The sequence below is a fragment of the Roseovarius sp. JB2-10 genome (assembly GCF_055693585.1).
Map to the genome: position 1 here is coordinate 3410024 of NZ_CM146337.1, position 13817 is coordinate 3423840.

The window sequence follows — 13817 nt, forward strand, 5'->3', positions numbered from 1 at the left end:
TTTTAGCCAGACCATCCCCATATGCGCCCTATGAACAGACGACAATTCACCCGCTCCCTCGCTGCTTTGGGCCTTGCCCCGGCATTGCCTGCCCTGCCCTCCGTTGCCCAGGCTGCGACCCAAGTCGCACCGGCCTATACCCCTTACATGTATGGCCTTGGCGCCCATATCGCGCGATCTACCGGACTATGCTCGGCTGAGCTTTTGGCGAAGAAACTGGCACTGCATCCGGCTGCTGCGCAGGCGATGCAGGCCGAACTTGTCGCCACCGGCATCCTGTCGGCTCCCAATACTGCGGGCGTGGCTGTGGCGGCGCAGCCCTACATGGCGGCGGTTCGCTTCAAGGCTGCCGGGACGTCGATTGGCAATTCCGCCCGCCGCCTGATCCAGAAGAGTGTTGAGCAGGCAGAGACGCGGACACGGGATCAGACAGGCGCACAGACGGATGATCCAACGGGCCAGGCACCGTTCGAAAGCTAATCCAGACGCAGCATCTCGCGCAGCGCGCTCATGGTTGCCTGATCCGTGTTCTCCAGCGGCGCCGCGGTCGAATGATACAGCGTTGCCTGCGATTTCAGCACCAGCCCATCGTCCAAGACCTTCAGGTGATTGGCCCGTAACGTGTCCCCGGTGGAGGTGATATCGGCAATGGCCTCGGCGGTTTCGTTTTTGACCGTGCCTTCCGTGGCCCCCTGACTGTCGACCAACTGGTAATCGGCCACGCCGTTTTCGCGCAGAAAATCCCGCACCATGCGGTGGTATTTGGTGGCAATCCGCAGGCGAAACCCGTGCACTTCGCGAAAGGCCGCAGCGGCCGCATCAAGATCGTCCAGCGTGCTGACATCAACCCACGCCGCCGGCACCGCCAGGATCAGGTCCGCCAGACCAAAGCCCAATGGCGCCAGCTCGCGCACCTCATTGTTCCACGGGCCCAGCTTCTCGCGCACCAGATCGGTGCCCGTCACGCCCAGGTGAATACGTCCCGCCGCCAACTCCCGCGGGATTTCCCCCGCCGCGAGCAGAACCAGTTCAACATCGTCTATGCCCGTGACAACCCCGGCATATTCGCGCTCCGACCCGGCGCGCCCCAACGTGATGCCACGCGCGCCAAACCATTCGAAGGTCTTGTCCATCAACCGGCCCTTGGAGGGCACACCCAGCTTGATACTCATGCCGCGCCCCCAAGTTCGACCACCAGACCGGGGCGGATGACGCCGCCCACCGCAGGGATCTCACGCCCCTGCCCCAATTGTCGCGTCAGCGCGTCATAGCGCCCGCCGCTGGCCACAGGGGGCAAATCCGGACGGTTCGGGGCGTAAAATCCAAACACGAAACCGTCGTAATATTCCATCTGGGTCCGGCCATAGGAGGCCTCGAATTCCAACGCCTCCACATCCGTACCGCGCGCATCAAGCGCTTCGAGCCGTGCGGCCAACCTGTCGACCGCGCCGCTGATCGTTGGCATGTCGACCGCTATGTCGCGCAACTGAGCCAGCGCATGCTGGCACGTCTCACGCACGCCCAAAATCGCGTTGATCAACGCCACTTCATTGTCAGAAATCGGCGGCGCAATGGCATCTTCATGCAGTGCTGTGATCCGCGCGCCAATCTCGGCCCGGCTCCGCTTGCCAATCATCGGGGCGATATTGGCGAAAGGGTCCAGATCCGCCAGCAATACGGCCCGGCTTTCCGGAACAGGCGCCCGCCCGGAGAACCGATCCATCAACGCGCGAAACCGTTTGGGCCGCCAGATATGACGGCGCAGCGCCTTTTTGCGCGCATCGGTCGTTTGCAACGCGTCCACCGCCGCCATCAGGATGCCAATGTCGCCCGTGGCGGCGCGCAATCCCAAGGGGCGGAGCAGCTCGGCAATCAATGCAAACACTTCCGCATCTGAGGCCGCCGGCGCGGCGCGCTCAAAAATCTCGTAACCCACCTGCATGTATTCGCTGGCGCGGTCCGGATCATCATCCTGACGGCGGAACACTTCGCCCGCGTAGGTATATCGCGCAGGTTCCGCGCCGTGTTCCATATGCATCTGCACCATCGGTACGGTGAAATCCGGGCGCAACATCTGCTCGCCCCGCAACGCGTCGGAAGTGACGTAGGCGCGCGCGCGAATGTCCTCGCCGTAAAGATCCAGCAGCACTTCGGCCGGTTGCAGAATACCTGTTTCCACCGCAACCGCCCCCGCCGCCTCAAAGGCAGCTTTGAGGCGTGCCGCTTCGGCCCGGATCGTGGCCCGGTCTGTCATCCGTCCTGCCCGTCCAAAATCTCGCGCACCTTGGCCACCAGATCCGCGCGCGGCACTTCAAACTGGCTCGGGCGCTCCTTCCATTCTTCCAGCGTCGCGTTTTCCGCGATCTTGGCCCCCAAGATCAGGTCCTTGATCTGGACAATGCCCTTTTCCTTTTCGTCGCCCCCCTCGATCACCGCGATGGGAGAGTTACGCCGGTCCGCATATTTCAACTGATTGCCGAAATTCTTGGGATTGCCCAGATAGACCTCGGCCCGGATGCCCGCCGCGCGCAATTCGCCAACCATGGCCTGATAATCGGCCATCCGGTCGCGATCCATCACCGTCACCACCACCGGGCCCGCTGACGTACTGCTCATCCGACCCTTTTCGCGCAGTGCTGCCAGCAGGCGATCCACGCCAATGCTGATCCCTGTGGCCGGCACGGCCTGCCCGGTGAACCGCTTGACCAGATCATCGTACCGCCCACCGCCCGCAACCGAGCCAAACTGCCGCTTGCGGCCCTTCTCGTCGAGGATTTCAAAGGTCAGCTCGGCCTCGAAAACCGGGCCGGTGTAATAGCCCAGTCCGCGCACAACCGACGGGTCAATCTCGATGCGGTCAGGGCCATAGCCCTGTGCCGCCAGCAAGGCGGATATCGTCTCAAGCTCATTCACCCCTTCGGCACCCACCGTTGATCCGCCAACAGCGGCGCGCAGATTGGCCAGCGTTTCCGCGGCATCCGCCCCCTTGGAGGTCAAAAACGCAAGAACCGGCCCTGCCTGATCATCGCTGAGACCGACACCGTCAATGTACGCGCCAGATGCATCCAGCCGACCCTTGCCCAGAAGCTCCGCCACACCGGACGCGCCGACCTTGTCGAACTTGTCGATGGTCCGCAAAACCGCGTCACGCGCCCCGGCGTCATCAAGGCCCATGGATTCCAGCACGCCATTCAAAACCTTGCGGTTGTTCACCCGCACAAGGTAATCGCCGCGCGGAATGCCCACCGCTTCCAGCGTGTCACTGAGCATCGCACAAATCTCGGCATCCGCGGCCATGCTGGCACTGCCAACCGTGTCCGCATCACATTGGTAAAACTGCCGGAATCGCCCGGGACCGGGCTTCTCGTTTCGCCAGACCGGACCCATTGCGTAGCGACGATAGGGTGTCGGCAAGTCATTGCGATGTTGCGCATAGACCCGGGCCAGCGGGGCGGTCAGATCATAGCGCAGCGCCAGCCAGTCACCGGGCTTGTCGCCATCGGCGTCTTCTTGCCAAGCAAAAACACCTTCATTCGGCCGGTCAACATCAGGCAAAAACTTTCCAAGTGCCTCAACCGTCTCCACGCCAGAACTCTCCAACGCGTCAAAGCCGTACCTATGGTAGACAGCCGCAATCGCCTGCAACATATGGTTGCGCTCGCTTACTTCGGCACCAAAGTAGTCGCGAAATCCCTTCGGCGTTTCGGCCTTGGGGCGGGGCTGTTTCTTGTCCTTGGCCATCGGCTTTGTCCTTGCGGCTTGTCTTTGTCGCGCGGTCTATCGGATGGGCCGCTCGGGGGCAAGCGGCGCCGTGGTTGCCAGCATCCACATTTCCCATTAAATCAGGGGCATGACCCATATCGAAGAACAGATCGCGCACCTGGTGAAAACCGTAGACGAACTGTCGGATGTGATCGCCCGCCAGGAAACCGAGATCGCCATGCTCACGCGTCGGGTGCAGATGCTGATGGAACGTGAAGCCGAGCGCGAAGCAAACATCGGCGGACAAATCGTGGTTGGCGGGGATGAACGCCCGCCCCACTGGTAAAATCCGCTACCCTTTGATGTCCTTGGCCAGCAACTGCCCGTCATGCAGAAGCAGGTTGGACCATCTCTCGTTCACGCCAAACTTTTCATAGATGCTCAGGAACACGGTGCCGCCTTCCAGCCGGGTCAGTTTCGGGCCACAGGGTTTCTTGCGCGGCACGCTGCAGACCCGGGATTTGACCTTTTCATAGGCCTTATCCGTGTCGCTATAGGGCTGAACCTCGGCAGGCAGTCCATATCGCAGCTGCTCATGCATCCCCACCGATCCGAAAAGCGCAAGCGACGCGGTGAACTGGCGCACGCAGCCATCTTTGAACCCGGTCAGATAAAACGTGTGCGGTCCCGTATTGCCCGGATCCGTATCATAGAGCCGGTGCCGCGGGCGGTTCTCGGGATAGCGCGCCACTTCTTTGCCCATTGCGCTCTTGGGCAGATCACAAACCGCGGCCACAGCTCCATATGGCAACACGGTCCCCGGTGCGATTGCCGATGCCACCCCGCCCGGTTGATTATCCGTCGATGCGCCGGTGCCGCGGGAAAAGAGCCCGAAAAGCCCTCTTTCCTCTTGCACAGGCTGCGTGACACGCGACGGCACGCCATACGCTTCGGGCGGCAAACCTTCCTCCGGGGCGAGCACAGCCGTGTCGATCACGGCATCTTCGTTGGCCGGTTCAATGTCACCCTCTGGTGCGGAACGGCCCAGCAACCGGCTGAAAAAGCCGCCTTCATCCTTGGCACCAACTTCAAATTCCGCGTTGGCTTCCGGTTGGGCGCGCACCCCCATAACGGCCGGATCATCGGAGAGATTTTCATCGGACAGGCGCGGCATCGTGGCCAAAGGATCGCCACAGGCTCCCAGCCACATCACTGCGGTCAGCGCGCATAAATGTCTCACAATTCCCCCTCCACACCAAAACGCATGTCACCCGTAACCCGCCCGCTCTTAGCGCAAATGGCGGGGTCAGGTCCAGTCTGAGGGTGATTCAGAGGGCAAAACCGGCTCGTTTTCGCACGCAGCAGCGACGCACGACCCGATCAGATTTCTTCGACGGTCACGACACCTTCGAGACTTTTGATCGCGCCCTTGATCTGGGGATTAACCGGGAATTCCTGCCCGGCGTCTACTTCAACTTCGCCCGGCAGGTCATTGTTTAGCAGACAAAATACAATTGGTCCGCGACCCGCATTTTTGACCGAGCCAACCGCGTCGTGCAAGACCGTCGCAACCGAAGGGATCGCCGCGGGCGTGTCGACAAACACCCGTAGCCCGATGGCACCGGCATCCGCCACAAGGCCATCAATCGGCTGTACCGCCCGGGCCAGAAGTTTGAGTTGCTCGCTCTCCATCGTGGCCTCAACAGTAATCACCACCTGCGACCCAGTTTCGAGGTATTCGCGCGATTTCTCCAAAGTATCGGAGAACATCGTCACCTCGTAACCGCCCGTCGTGTCGCTGAGCTGGACAAAGGCAAACCGGTTGCCCCGGGCGGATTTGCGTTCTTGGCGGCCCGCAACAACCCCGGCCATTTTCATCACCGCCGCGCCGCGTTCGGCGGTCAGGCGCACATCGTCCAGCGTTTTGACATCCTTGCGCTTGAGCACGGTCATGTAGTCGTCCAGCGGATGGCCCGAGAGATAAAAACCCACCGCTTTGAATTCTTCGGTCAGCCGCTCGGCGGGCAACCAATCTTCCACCGGCGCCAGCCGCGGCTCGGGCAGATCATCCCCTGCCTCGCCAAAAAGCGACACCTGATTGGAGCTTTTCTGCTCATGGATCGCAGCGGAATAGTTTGTCAGACGCTCCACGCTGTCAAAAACCCGGCAGCGGTTGCGGTCGAGCACGTCAAACGCCCCGGCCCGCGCCAACATTTCCAGCGGACGCTTGCCGATACGTTTGAGGTCCACCCGCCGGGCAAAATCATAGAGCGTGGCGAATTCCTTGTCCCCGCGCCCATCGGTGATCAGTTTCATCGCCTCGACACCGACGTTCTTGAGCGCGCCCAACCCATAGTGCAGCGCCCCGGATTTGACGGTGAACGTGGCCTCAGACCGGTTCACGCAAGGCGGCACATATGGCAGATCGAGGCCTTTTTTGACCTCTTCAAAATAGACCGCAAGCTTGTCCGTGAGGTGAATATCGCAATTCATCACCCCGGCCATGAACTCCACCGGATGATTGGTCTTGAGCCAGGCCGTCTGATAGCTGACCACCGCATAGGCGGCGGCGTGGGATTTGTTGAAACCGTAGTTCGCGAACTTGTCCAGGAGGTTCCAGACCTCGAGCGCGGTCTTGTCGTCAACGTCGTTTTCCTTGGCCCCCTTGATGAATTTGGGCCGCTCGGCGTCCATCGCCTCCTGGATTTTCTTACCCATCGCACGGCGCAAAAGGTCCGCGCCACCAAGGCTGTACCCGGCCATTTCCTGCGCGATCTGCATCACCTGTTCCTGATAGACGATGATGCCCTGGGTTTCGTCCAGAATGTGATCAATCGACGGGTGCAGCGTTTCGCGATCTGAAAGGTCATTCTTGACCTCACAGAACTTCGGGATGTTCTCCATCGGGCCGGGCCGGTAAAGCGCCACAAGCGCGATGATGTCCTCGATGCAATCAGGCTTCATGCGCTTGAGCGCGTCCATCATGCCCGAACTTTCCACCTGGAACACCGCAACCGTCTGCGCCCGCGAATAAAGCTCGTAGGTCTTGGCATCATCCAGCGGGATCGCGTTGATCTGGTTTTCCGCCCCCGGTGCAGGTTCGTAAATCACGCGCCCATCCGCCGCGATATGCAGGTCACGCCCGCCACCATGGATTTGCTCCATGGCATTTTGGATCACTGTCAGGGTCTTCAGGCCCAGAAAGTCGAACTTGACCAGACCGGCCTGCTCCACCCATTTCATGTTGAATTGCGTGGCCGGCATATCGGATCGTGGATCCTGATAGAGCGGGACAAGCGCATCCAATGGCCTGTCGCCAATCACCACACCCGCCGCGTGGGTCGATGCATTCCGGAGCAATCCTTCGACCTGCATCCCGTAATTCAGCAGCCGGTCCACAACCTCTTCGTTCTTGGCCTCCTCGCGCAGACGATCCTCCTGCGCCAGCGCCTTTTCAATGCTGACGGGTTTCACGCCCTCAACCGGGATCATCTTGCTGAGGCGATCCACCTGCCCGTAAGGCATCTGCAACACGCGCCCGATGTCGCGCACCGCCGCCTTGCTGAGCAGCGCGCCGAAGGTGATGATCTGCCCCACCTTGTCGCGACCGTATTTCTCCTGCACGTATTGGATAACCTCCTCGCGGCGATCCATGCAAAAGTCGATGTCAAAGTCAGGCATCGAGACCCGCTCGGGGTTCAAAAACCGTTCGAACAGCAGACTGTAGCGCAGCGGATCAAGGTCCGTGATCGTCAGCGAATAGGCCACCAAACTGCCCGCACCGGACCCCCGGCCCGGCCCCACGGGGATATCGTGATCCTTGGCCCATTTGATGAAATCGGCCACGATCAGGAAATAGCCCGGAAAGCCCATCCCTTCGATGATCCCAAGCTCGAATTCGAGCCGTTTTTCGTATTCCTCAACCGGGGCCGCATGGGGGATGACGGCCAGACGCTCCTTCAGGCCCGCCTCGGCCTGACGCCGCAATTCATCAACCTCATCATCGGCAAATTTCGGCAGGATAGGATCACGCCGATACGTGCCAAAGGCACAGCGCCGTGCAATTTCAACCGTGTTTTCAATCGCTTCCGGCAGGTCCGCAAAGAGTGCCGCCATCTCCTGTGGCGACTTCAGATAATGCTGGTTGGTCAACCTGCGTCGCGGATGCGACTGATCCACATAGGCCCCTTCCGAGACGCAGATCATGGCATCATGGGCTTCATACATGTCGGATTTCGGGAAATAGACATCGTTTGTCGCCACCAGCGGCAGACCCATCCCATAGGCCATTTCGATAAAGCCCCGCTCGGTCAGACGCTCCGACTGCGGCGCGCCGTCCTCGCCGGGATGGCGCTGCAACTCGACATAAAGCCTGTCGTCAAAGGCCGCGTGTAATCCGCGCATCAAGGTCTCTGCCGCGGGCCCCTGACCGGCCTGCAAAAGCCGCCCCACCGGCCCGTCCGGCCCACCAGACAGACAAATCACGCCCGCGGCATGGGCCTGCAAATCGTCCATCGTGACATGCGGCAATTGCCCATCCCCGCGCAGATAGAGCGCCGAGTTGAGCTTCATCAGGTTTTCATACCCCTGCTCATTTTGTGCCAGCAATACCAATGGCGCGGGCGGTTGAGTTTTCTCTCCCGGCGCGGCGGATCCTTGGGCAAAATCCACCTGGCAGCCCATGATCGGCTGGATCCCCGCCCCGCTGGCGGTCACGGAAAACTCCAGCGCGGCAAACATGTTGTTGGTATCGGTTACCGCCACGGCGGGCATGCCCAGATCGGCGCATAGACCGGGCAGCTTTTTCAACCGCACCGCCCCTTCCAGCAAAGAATATTCAGTATGAAGACGGAGGTGGATGAATCGGACAGCGCTGCTCATGCGGGCATCCTATGACAGGCCCCAAGGCTGCGCCAGCGCTTCCGGCCTTTGCGGCGAAATTGCTATGGTCGCAGCGGCAGATTTCCTGCTAAGCTCCGATCAAAACGAGCTTGGCCTTGCCGGGCGCACGTCCTGCGGGGGATGGGATGCAAGACACATTTCTGTCGATTGCCGGGCTGAGCAAGGCCTATCCCGGCGTGATCGCCAATGACGACGTCTCGCTCGACATCCGGGCGGGCGAAGTACATGCGCTTTTGGGCGAAAATGGCGCCGGAAAATCCACATTGGTCAAAATGATCTATGGGCTGGTCGCGCCTGATACGGGCACGATGACTCTGCGCGGCACCGCTTTTGCCCCGCCCGAACCGCGGGCGGCACGCATGGCCGGTATCGCCATGGTGTTCCAGCATTTTTCCCTTTTTGATGCGATGAACGTGGCCGAAAACGTAGCGCTTGGCATGGAAAACCCACCGAAACAGCGCGATCTTTCCGCCCGGATCCGTGACGTTTCGCAGACATACGGTTTGCCGCTTGATCCGGCGCGTATCGTGGGTGATCTGTCCGCCGGCGAACGACAACGGGTGGAGATCATCCGGTGCCTTCTGCAAGACCCCAAACTGCTGATCATGGATGAACCCACCAGCGTGCTGACCCCGCAGGAGGTCGATATTCTCTTTGCCACATTGCGCAAACTGACCGCCGAGGGCGTGGCCATCCTCTACATTTCGCACAAGCTCGAGGAAATTCGCGCGCTCTGTGATACGGCGACGATCCTGCGAGCCGGACGGGTTGTGGGAAGCTGCGATCCCCGGCAAACCTCGGCCCGCGCCATGGCGGAGATGATGGTGGGCAACAGTTTCGCCGCCACGGCCCGCGCCGGCCACACGCCGGGGGGTTTAGCACTTGAGATCGACAATCTGTCGCTCACCTCACCGGGCACCTTCGGCACATCTTTGAAAAATGTCCGATTGTCGGTTCATCACGGCGAAATTCTGGGCATCGGCGGGGTCGCCGGCAACGGGCAGGATGAATTGCTCGGTGCCCTCTCGGGTGAGCTGCGCTGCCCGGCGCAAGCGATCAAATTCGAGGGCCACGCCATCGGTCGCTTGGGGCCAACGGCGCGGCGCAAACGCGGCCTTCTGAGTGCGCCAGAAGAACGGCTCGGCCACGCCGCCGCACCCGGTATGAGCCTGACTGAGAACGCGTTACTCACGGGTGCCGCCCGGGAAAACCTGCTGCACCGGGGGTTTCTGAAATGGCATTCGGCCCAGGCATTTGCCGAACGCATCATCACCGGGTTTGACGTCCGGACACCGGGCACCCAAACCATTGCGCGCGCCCTGTCCGGCGGCAACTTGCAGAAATTCGTCATCGGTCGAGAAGTGTTGCAACGGCCCGAGGTCTTGGTGGTCAATCAACCCACATGGGGCGTTGACGCCGCGGCCGCCGCCGCAATCCGGCAGGCATTGATTGATCTGGCAGAAGGCGGGACCGCCGTGATCTGTATCAGTCAGGATCTGGACGAACTCATGGAAATCTCCGACCGTTTCGCAGCGCTGAACGAAGGACGACTTACAGATATCCGACCGGCCAAGGACCTGAGTGTGGATGAAATCGGCATGATGATGGCCGGGGCGCACGGCACCGAGGTGGCGCATGTCTGATCCGCGCCAGAAACAGGGGCCACACCTGTGCTGAGACTGGAACGCCGCCCCCAGCCCTCGACATTATGGGCATGGCTCACGCCCGTGATTGCCGTTTTGGTCACCATGATCGTGGGTGGATTGCTCTTTGGCCTTCTGGGCAAGCCACCGGTGGAGACCATCCGGACGATTTTCTGGGAGCCACTATTTGGTGAATTCGCCTTTTACTACCGACCGCAATTGCTGGTCAAAGGCGCGCCGCTGGTTCTTATCGCCATTGGCCTGTCGCTTGGATTTCGGGCGGGCATCTGGAACATTGGCGCTGAAGGGCAATACATCATCGGCGCACTGTGCGGCGCCGCCGTGGGTCTTGCCTTCTACCCCTATGAAAGCGGGATCGTTTTTCCGCTGATGGTGCTGGCCGGCGCATTGGGGGGATGGGCCTGGGCCATGATCCCCGCCCTTCTGAAAATCCGCTTTGGCACCAACGAAATCCTCGTCTCGCTTATGCTGGTCTACGTGGCCGAACAGCTATTGGCGGCCATGGCCCTTGGCGCCTTGCGCAATCCGGAAGGGCGCGGATTTCCCGGTAGCCGGAATTTCAGGGAATATGCCAGCGCGCATAATGCCGAGATCATCCCCGGAACCGGCATGCATTGGGGCGTCGCCGCCGCGCTGATCGCGGTGGTTTTTGCATACATCCTGCTCCACCGGCATATCCTTGGATACCATATTCGCCTCAGCGGTCAGGCCCCGCGGGCCGCCCGGTTCGCCGGTGTCAAACCCCGGCTGCTGATCATCTTCTGCCTTGGATGCTCGGGCCTGTTGGCCGGTCTTGCGGGTCTTTTCGAAGTCTCGGGCCCAGCCGGGCAAATCAACATCGGCTTTAACGTCGGCTATGGGTTTACCGCCATCATCGTGGCCTTTCTAGGCCGCTTGCACCCGGTGGGTATCCTGCTGGCCGGGCTCTTGATGGCGCTGACATATATCGGTGGTGAGCTGGCCCAATCAAACCTTGGCCTGCCCGCCGCCGCCATTCAGCTTTTCCAAGGCATGATGCTGTTTTTTCTGCTGGCCGTCGACGTGCTTACCAATTTCCGCCTTCGCAGGACCAAGAGCGAGGTCGCATGAAACCTTTTCAAGACTACGATTTGGCATCTGTTCTACTGGGACTGGTAACCGGTTACTTTTTACCGACAATACTAATTTGGGTGGGTATTATAGCGCTTTTTCCATGGTGGATCGCGATAATCGCATTCGCATTGTTTGTCATACCGATTGTTCTTCCAATCCTAATTGCTTCGATGTTCCAGAAAGTCCAATCAAAGTCCGCTCAAAAGGTGGACCGAGATGGATGGAGCAATCGTACTTTCTTTGCCGCTCAGGGTGTCGGCCTTTTGGTCTGGGTCGTACTGCACTTTGTTTTTGGTGGAGGATTTGGATAGTGGACCTGTCCTCAATCAACCCGGTCCTGTTGCTGGCGTCGCTGATGGTCGCCGCCACCCCCATTCTGATTGCCGCACTGGGGGAATTGGTCGTGGAACGGGCGGGCGTTTTGAACCTGGGCGTGGAAGGCATGATGATCACGGGCGCCATCTGCGGATTTGCCGTGGCCGTTGAGACCGGATCGCCGATGCTGGGCTTTGTCGCTGCTGCCGCCGGGGGCGCGTTACTCGCAAGCCTCTTTGCGCTGCTCACGCAGTTTGCCTTGGCCAATCAGGTGGCGTCGGGTCTTGCGCTCACCCTCTTTGGTCTGGGGCTAAGCGCTCTCTTGGGTCAGGGATATGTGGGCATCAAACCACCGCAGACCGCCCCCCTGAACATCCCGTTGCTCAGCGATATCCCGGTTCTGGGTCCGATCCTCTTTTCCCATGATGCGATGGTCTATGTCGGGCTGGCTCTGGTGGCGGCCCTCTGGGCGTTTCTGAAATTTACCCGCGGCGGCCTGATCCTGCGGGCCGTGGGCGAAAACCACGATGCCGCCCATGCCCTTGGGTACAAGGTGGTGCGCATCCGGGTGCTGGCGATCCTCTTTGGCGGGGCCTGCGCAGGGTTGGGCGGCGCCTATATCAGCCTCATCCGCGTCCCCCAATGGACCGAAGGCATGACCGCTGGTGCCGGATGGATTGCCCTTGCGCTGGTGGTCTTCGCCAGCTGGAAAGCGGGCCGCGTGCTGCTTGGTGCCTATCTTTTTGGCGGTGTGACGGTGCTTCAACTAAACCTGCAGGCGGCAGGGGTTGATATTCCGGTCGAGTATCTTTCAATGTCGCCCTATCTGATCACCATTCTGGTGCTGGTCATCATGTCGGCGGATCGCTCGCGCGCACCCGGCTCACTTGGCCGCATCTTTCACGCCTCGGGCTGACGCCCGTAACAACGACTGCAAAGACCACCAAGGGGAGAAATGACATGAAACTGAAGATGCTTTTGACCGGGGCCGCCATGGCCCTTGGCCTGGCAACCAGCGCGATCGCACAGGACAAAACCAAAGTCGGCTTTATCTATGTCGGCCCGGTCGGCGATGGCGGCTGGACCTATGAACACGATCAGGGACGCCTGGCCATCGAAGCGCATTTTGGTGACAAGGTTGAAACCGTGTTTCAGGAAAGCGTCGACGAAGGCCCCGATGCCGAGCGGGCGATCACCCAGATGGCCCTGCAAGGGGCGGACCTGATCTTCACAACGTCCTTTGGCTTCATGGACCAGACAATCAGCGTCGCGGAAAAATTCCCGAATGTGAAATTCGAACACGCCACCGGGTTTAAAACCGCACCGAACGTGTCGGTTTATTCGGCACGGTTTTACGAAGGCCGCGCGGTGCAGGGACATATCGCCGGCAAGATGACCAAATCCAACATCATCGGGTACATCGCCTCCTATCCGATCCCTGAAGTGATCCGGGGCATCAACGCCGCCTATATCCACGCCAAACGCGTGAACCCGGATGTCGAGTTCAAGATCATTTGGGCCTACACCTGGTTTGAACCAGCAAAGGAGGCTGATGCCGCCACCGCCCTGATCGAACAGGGCGCCGATGTGGTGTTGCAACATACGGATTCAACCGCGCCTCAGGTTGCTGCCGAGAAAGCCGGGGGTGTCATTACCTTTGGTCAGGCTTCAGATATGAGCGAATACGCCCCCTTCCCGCGCGTCAGCTCGATCATCGACAATTGGGCGCCCTACTACATCGCGCGCACGCAGGCCGTGATGGATGGCACGTGGGAATCCGTGAACACGTGGGATGGCATCCCCGAAGGCATGGTTGAAATCGGCGAGATCACTGATGCCGTGCCTGCCGACATCAAAGCTGAGGCGCTGGCCATGGTCGATGCCATCGGCAAGGGTGAATACCACCCCTTTACCGGTCCTCTGAACAAACAGGACGGCAGCGCGTGGCTGGCCGAAGGGGAAGTGGCCGATGATGGTACCTTGGCCGGTATGTCGTTCTACGTTGAAGGCCTGACAGGCGACATCCCGGAGTAACCCTCCCTCAGAACGAACGCAGACCCCCGCCATCCGGTGGGGGTTTTTCTTTGGCCAAAGACGCCAAAAGAAAACGGCCCAAGGGAGTTAACCTTGAGCCGTGGACAT

Annotated in this window: 11 protein-coding genes; 6 read left to right on the top strand and 5 right to left on the bottom strand. The window is 60.3% G+C overall.

All coding sequences use genetic code 11. The annotated features are described in order from the left end of the window. The first annotated feature begins 30 nt into the window (after window positions 1–30). Window positions 31–480 carry a hypothetical protein gene (locus ACZ1HJ_RS16990; protein ID WP_472719821.1) on the top strand — a complete coding sequence of 150 codons (450 nt, stop codon included), beginning with the start codon at window positions 31–33 and terminating at the stop codon, window positions 478–480. Here ACZ1HJ_RS16990 and hisG read toward each other — a convergent pair. From hisG to hisS, 3 genes are read right to left on the bottom strand one after another with little or no spacing between them, the layout of a single operon-like run. After that, window positions 477–1172 (bottom strand): ATP phosphoribosyltransferase, encoded by a 696-nt coding sequence (gene hisG, locus ACZ1HJ_RS16995; protein WP_472719822.1) that lies wholly within the window; start codon window positions 1170–1172, stop codon window positions 477–479. The genes ACZ1HJ_RS16990 and hisG overlap by 4 nt on opposite strands. Next, on the bottom strand, window positions 1169–2254 hold the full coding sequence (locus tag ACZ1HJ_RS17000) for an ATP phosphoribosyltransferase regulatory subunit (RefSeq protein WP_472719823.1): 1086 nt from the start codon (window positions 2252–2254) through the stop codon (window positions 1169–1171). Before ACZ1HJ_RS17000 ends, hisG begins: the two co-directional genes overlap by 4 nt. Continuing rightward, the gene (gene hisS / locus ACZ1HJ_RS17005; protein WP_472719824.1) at window positions 2251–3741 is read right to left on the bottom strand and encodes a histidine--tRNA ligase; all 1491 of its coding nucleotides are present in this window, start codon (window positions 3739–3741) and stop codon (window positions 2251–2253) included. The genes ACZ1HJ_RS17000 and hisS overlap by 4 nt, the downstream gene beginning before the upstream one ends. A 109-nt stretch (window positions 3742–3850) precedes the next feature. On the opposite strand from hisS, the gene ACZ1HJ_RS17010 reads away from it, so the two are divergent. Then, window positions 3851–4048: a SlyX family protein gene (locus ACZ1HJ_RS17010; protein ID WP_472719825.1), complete on the top strand. Its 198-nt coding sequence runs from the start codon at window positions 3851–3853 to the stop codon at window positions 4046–4048. A 6-nt stretch (window positions 4049–4054) separates the two neighbouring features. Here ACZ1HJ_RS17010 and ACZ1HJ_RS17015 read toward each other — a convergent pair whose 3' ends face one another. Both ACZ1HJ_RS17015 and dnaE read right to left on the bottom strand, forming a co-directional pair. Then, window positions 4055–4942: a hypothetical protein gene (locus tag ACZ1HJ_RS17015; RefSeq protein WP_472719826.1), complete on the bottom strand. Its 888-nt coding sequence runs from the start codon at window positions 4940–4942 to the stop codon at window positions 4055–4057. Window positions 4943–5082: 140 nt separating this feature from the next. After that, the gene (dnaE, locus tag ACZ1HJ_RS17020; protein ID WP_472719827.1) at window positions 5083–8583 is read right to left on the bottom strand and encodes a DNA polymerase III subunit alpha; all 3501 of its coding nucleotides are present in this window, start codon (window positions 8581–8583) and stop codon (window positions 5083–5085) included. A gap of 146 nt (window positions 8584–8729) precedes the next feature. Here dnaE and ACZ1HJ_RS17025 point away from each other — a divergent pair, with 146 nt between their 5' ends. The 4 genes from ACZ1HJ_RS17025 to ACZ1HJ_RS17040 all read left to right on the top strand — a co-directional run bounded on the left by ACZ1HJ_RS17025 (window position 8730) and on the right by ACZ1HJ_RS17040 (window position 13709). After that, on the top strand, window positions 8730–10247 hold the full coding sequence (locus ACZ1HJ_RS17025) for an ABC transporter ATP-binding protein (RefSeq protein ID WP_472719828.1): 1518 nt from the start codon (window positions 8730–8732) through the stop codon (window positions 10245–10247). Window positions 10248–10274: 27 nt separating this feature from the next. After that, complete coding sequence (locus ACZ1HJ_RS17030) at window positions 10275–11357, top strand: ABC transporter permease (RefSeq protein WP_472719829.1); 1083 nt, start codon at window positions 10275–10277, stop codon at window positions 11355–11357. 313 nt (window positions 11358–11670) lie between these two features. Next, window positions 11671–12591: an ABC transporter permease gene (locus ACZ1HJ_RS17035; protein ID WP_472719830.1), complete on the top strand. Its 921-nt coding sequence runs from the start codon at window positions 11671–11673 to the stop codon at window positions 12589–12591. A gap of 44 nt (window positions 12592–12635) precedes the next feature. Beyond that, window positions 12636–13709, top strand: a complete 1074-nt coding sequence (locus ACZ1HJ_RS17040) for a BMP family ABC transporter substrate-binding protein (RefSeq protein WP_472719831.1) — start codon at window positions 12636–12638, stop codon at window positions 13707–13709. The last annotated feature ends 108 nt before the right edge of the window (window positions 13710–13817 follow it).

What these genes read in the sequence shown, in the direction of transcription:
- hisS (WP_472719824.1), bottom strand. Translation starts at nt 3,741, where the DNA reads ATGGCCAAGGACAAGAAACAGCCCCGCCCCAAGGCCGAAACGCCGAAG.
- ACZ1HJ_RS17025 (WP_472719828.1), top strand. Translation starts at nt 8,730, where the DNA reads ATGCAAGACACATTTCTGTCGATTGCCGGGCTGAGCAAGGCCTATCCC.
- ACZ1HJ_RS17010 (WP_472719825.1), top strand. Translation starts at nt 3,851, where the DNA reads ATGACCCATATCGAAGAACAGATCGCGCACCTGGTGAAAACCGTAGAC.
- ACZ1HJ_RS16990 (WP_472719821.1), top strand. Translation starts at nt 31, where the DNA reads ATGAACAGACGACAATTCACCCGCTCCCTCGCTGCTTTGGGCCTTGCC.
- dnaE (WP_472719827.1), bottom strand. Translation starts at nt 8,583, where the DNA reads ATGAGCAGCGCTGTCCGATTCATCCACCTCCGTCTTCATACTGAATAT.
- hisG (WP_472719822.1), bottom strand. Translation starts at nt 1,172, where the DNA reads ATGAGTATCAAGCTGGGTGTGCCCTCCAAGGGCCGGTTGATGGACAAG.
- ACZ1HJ_RS17040 (WP_472719831.1), top strand. Translation starts at nt 12,636, where the DNA reads ATGAAACTGAAGATGCTTTTGACCGGGGCCGCCATGGCCCTTGGCCTG.
- ACZ1HJ_RS17000 (WP_472719823.1), bottom strand. Translation starts at nt 2,254, where the DNA reads ATGACAGACCGGGCCACGATCCGGGCCGAAGCGGCACGCCTCAAAGCT.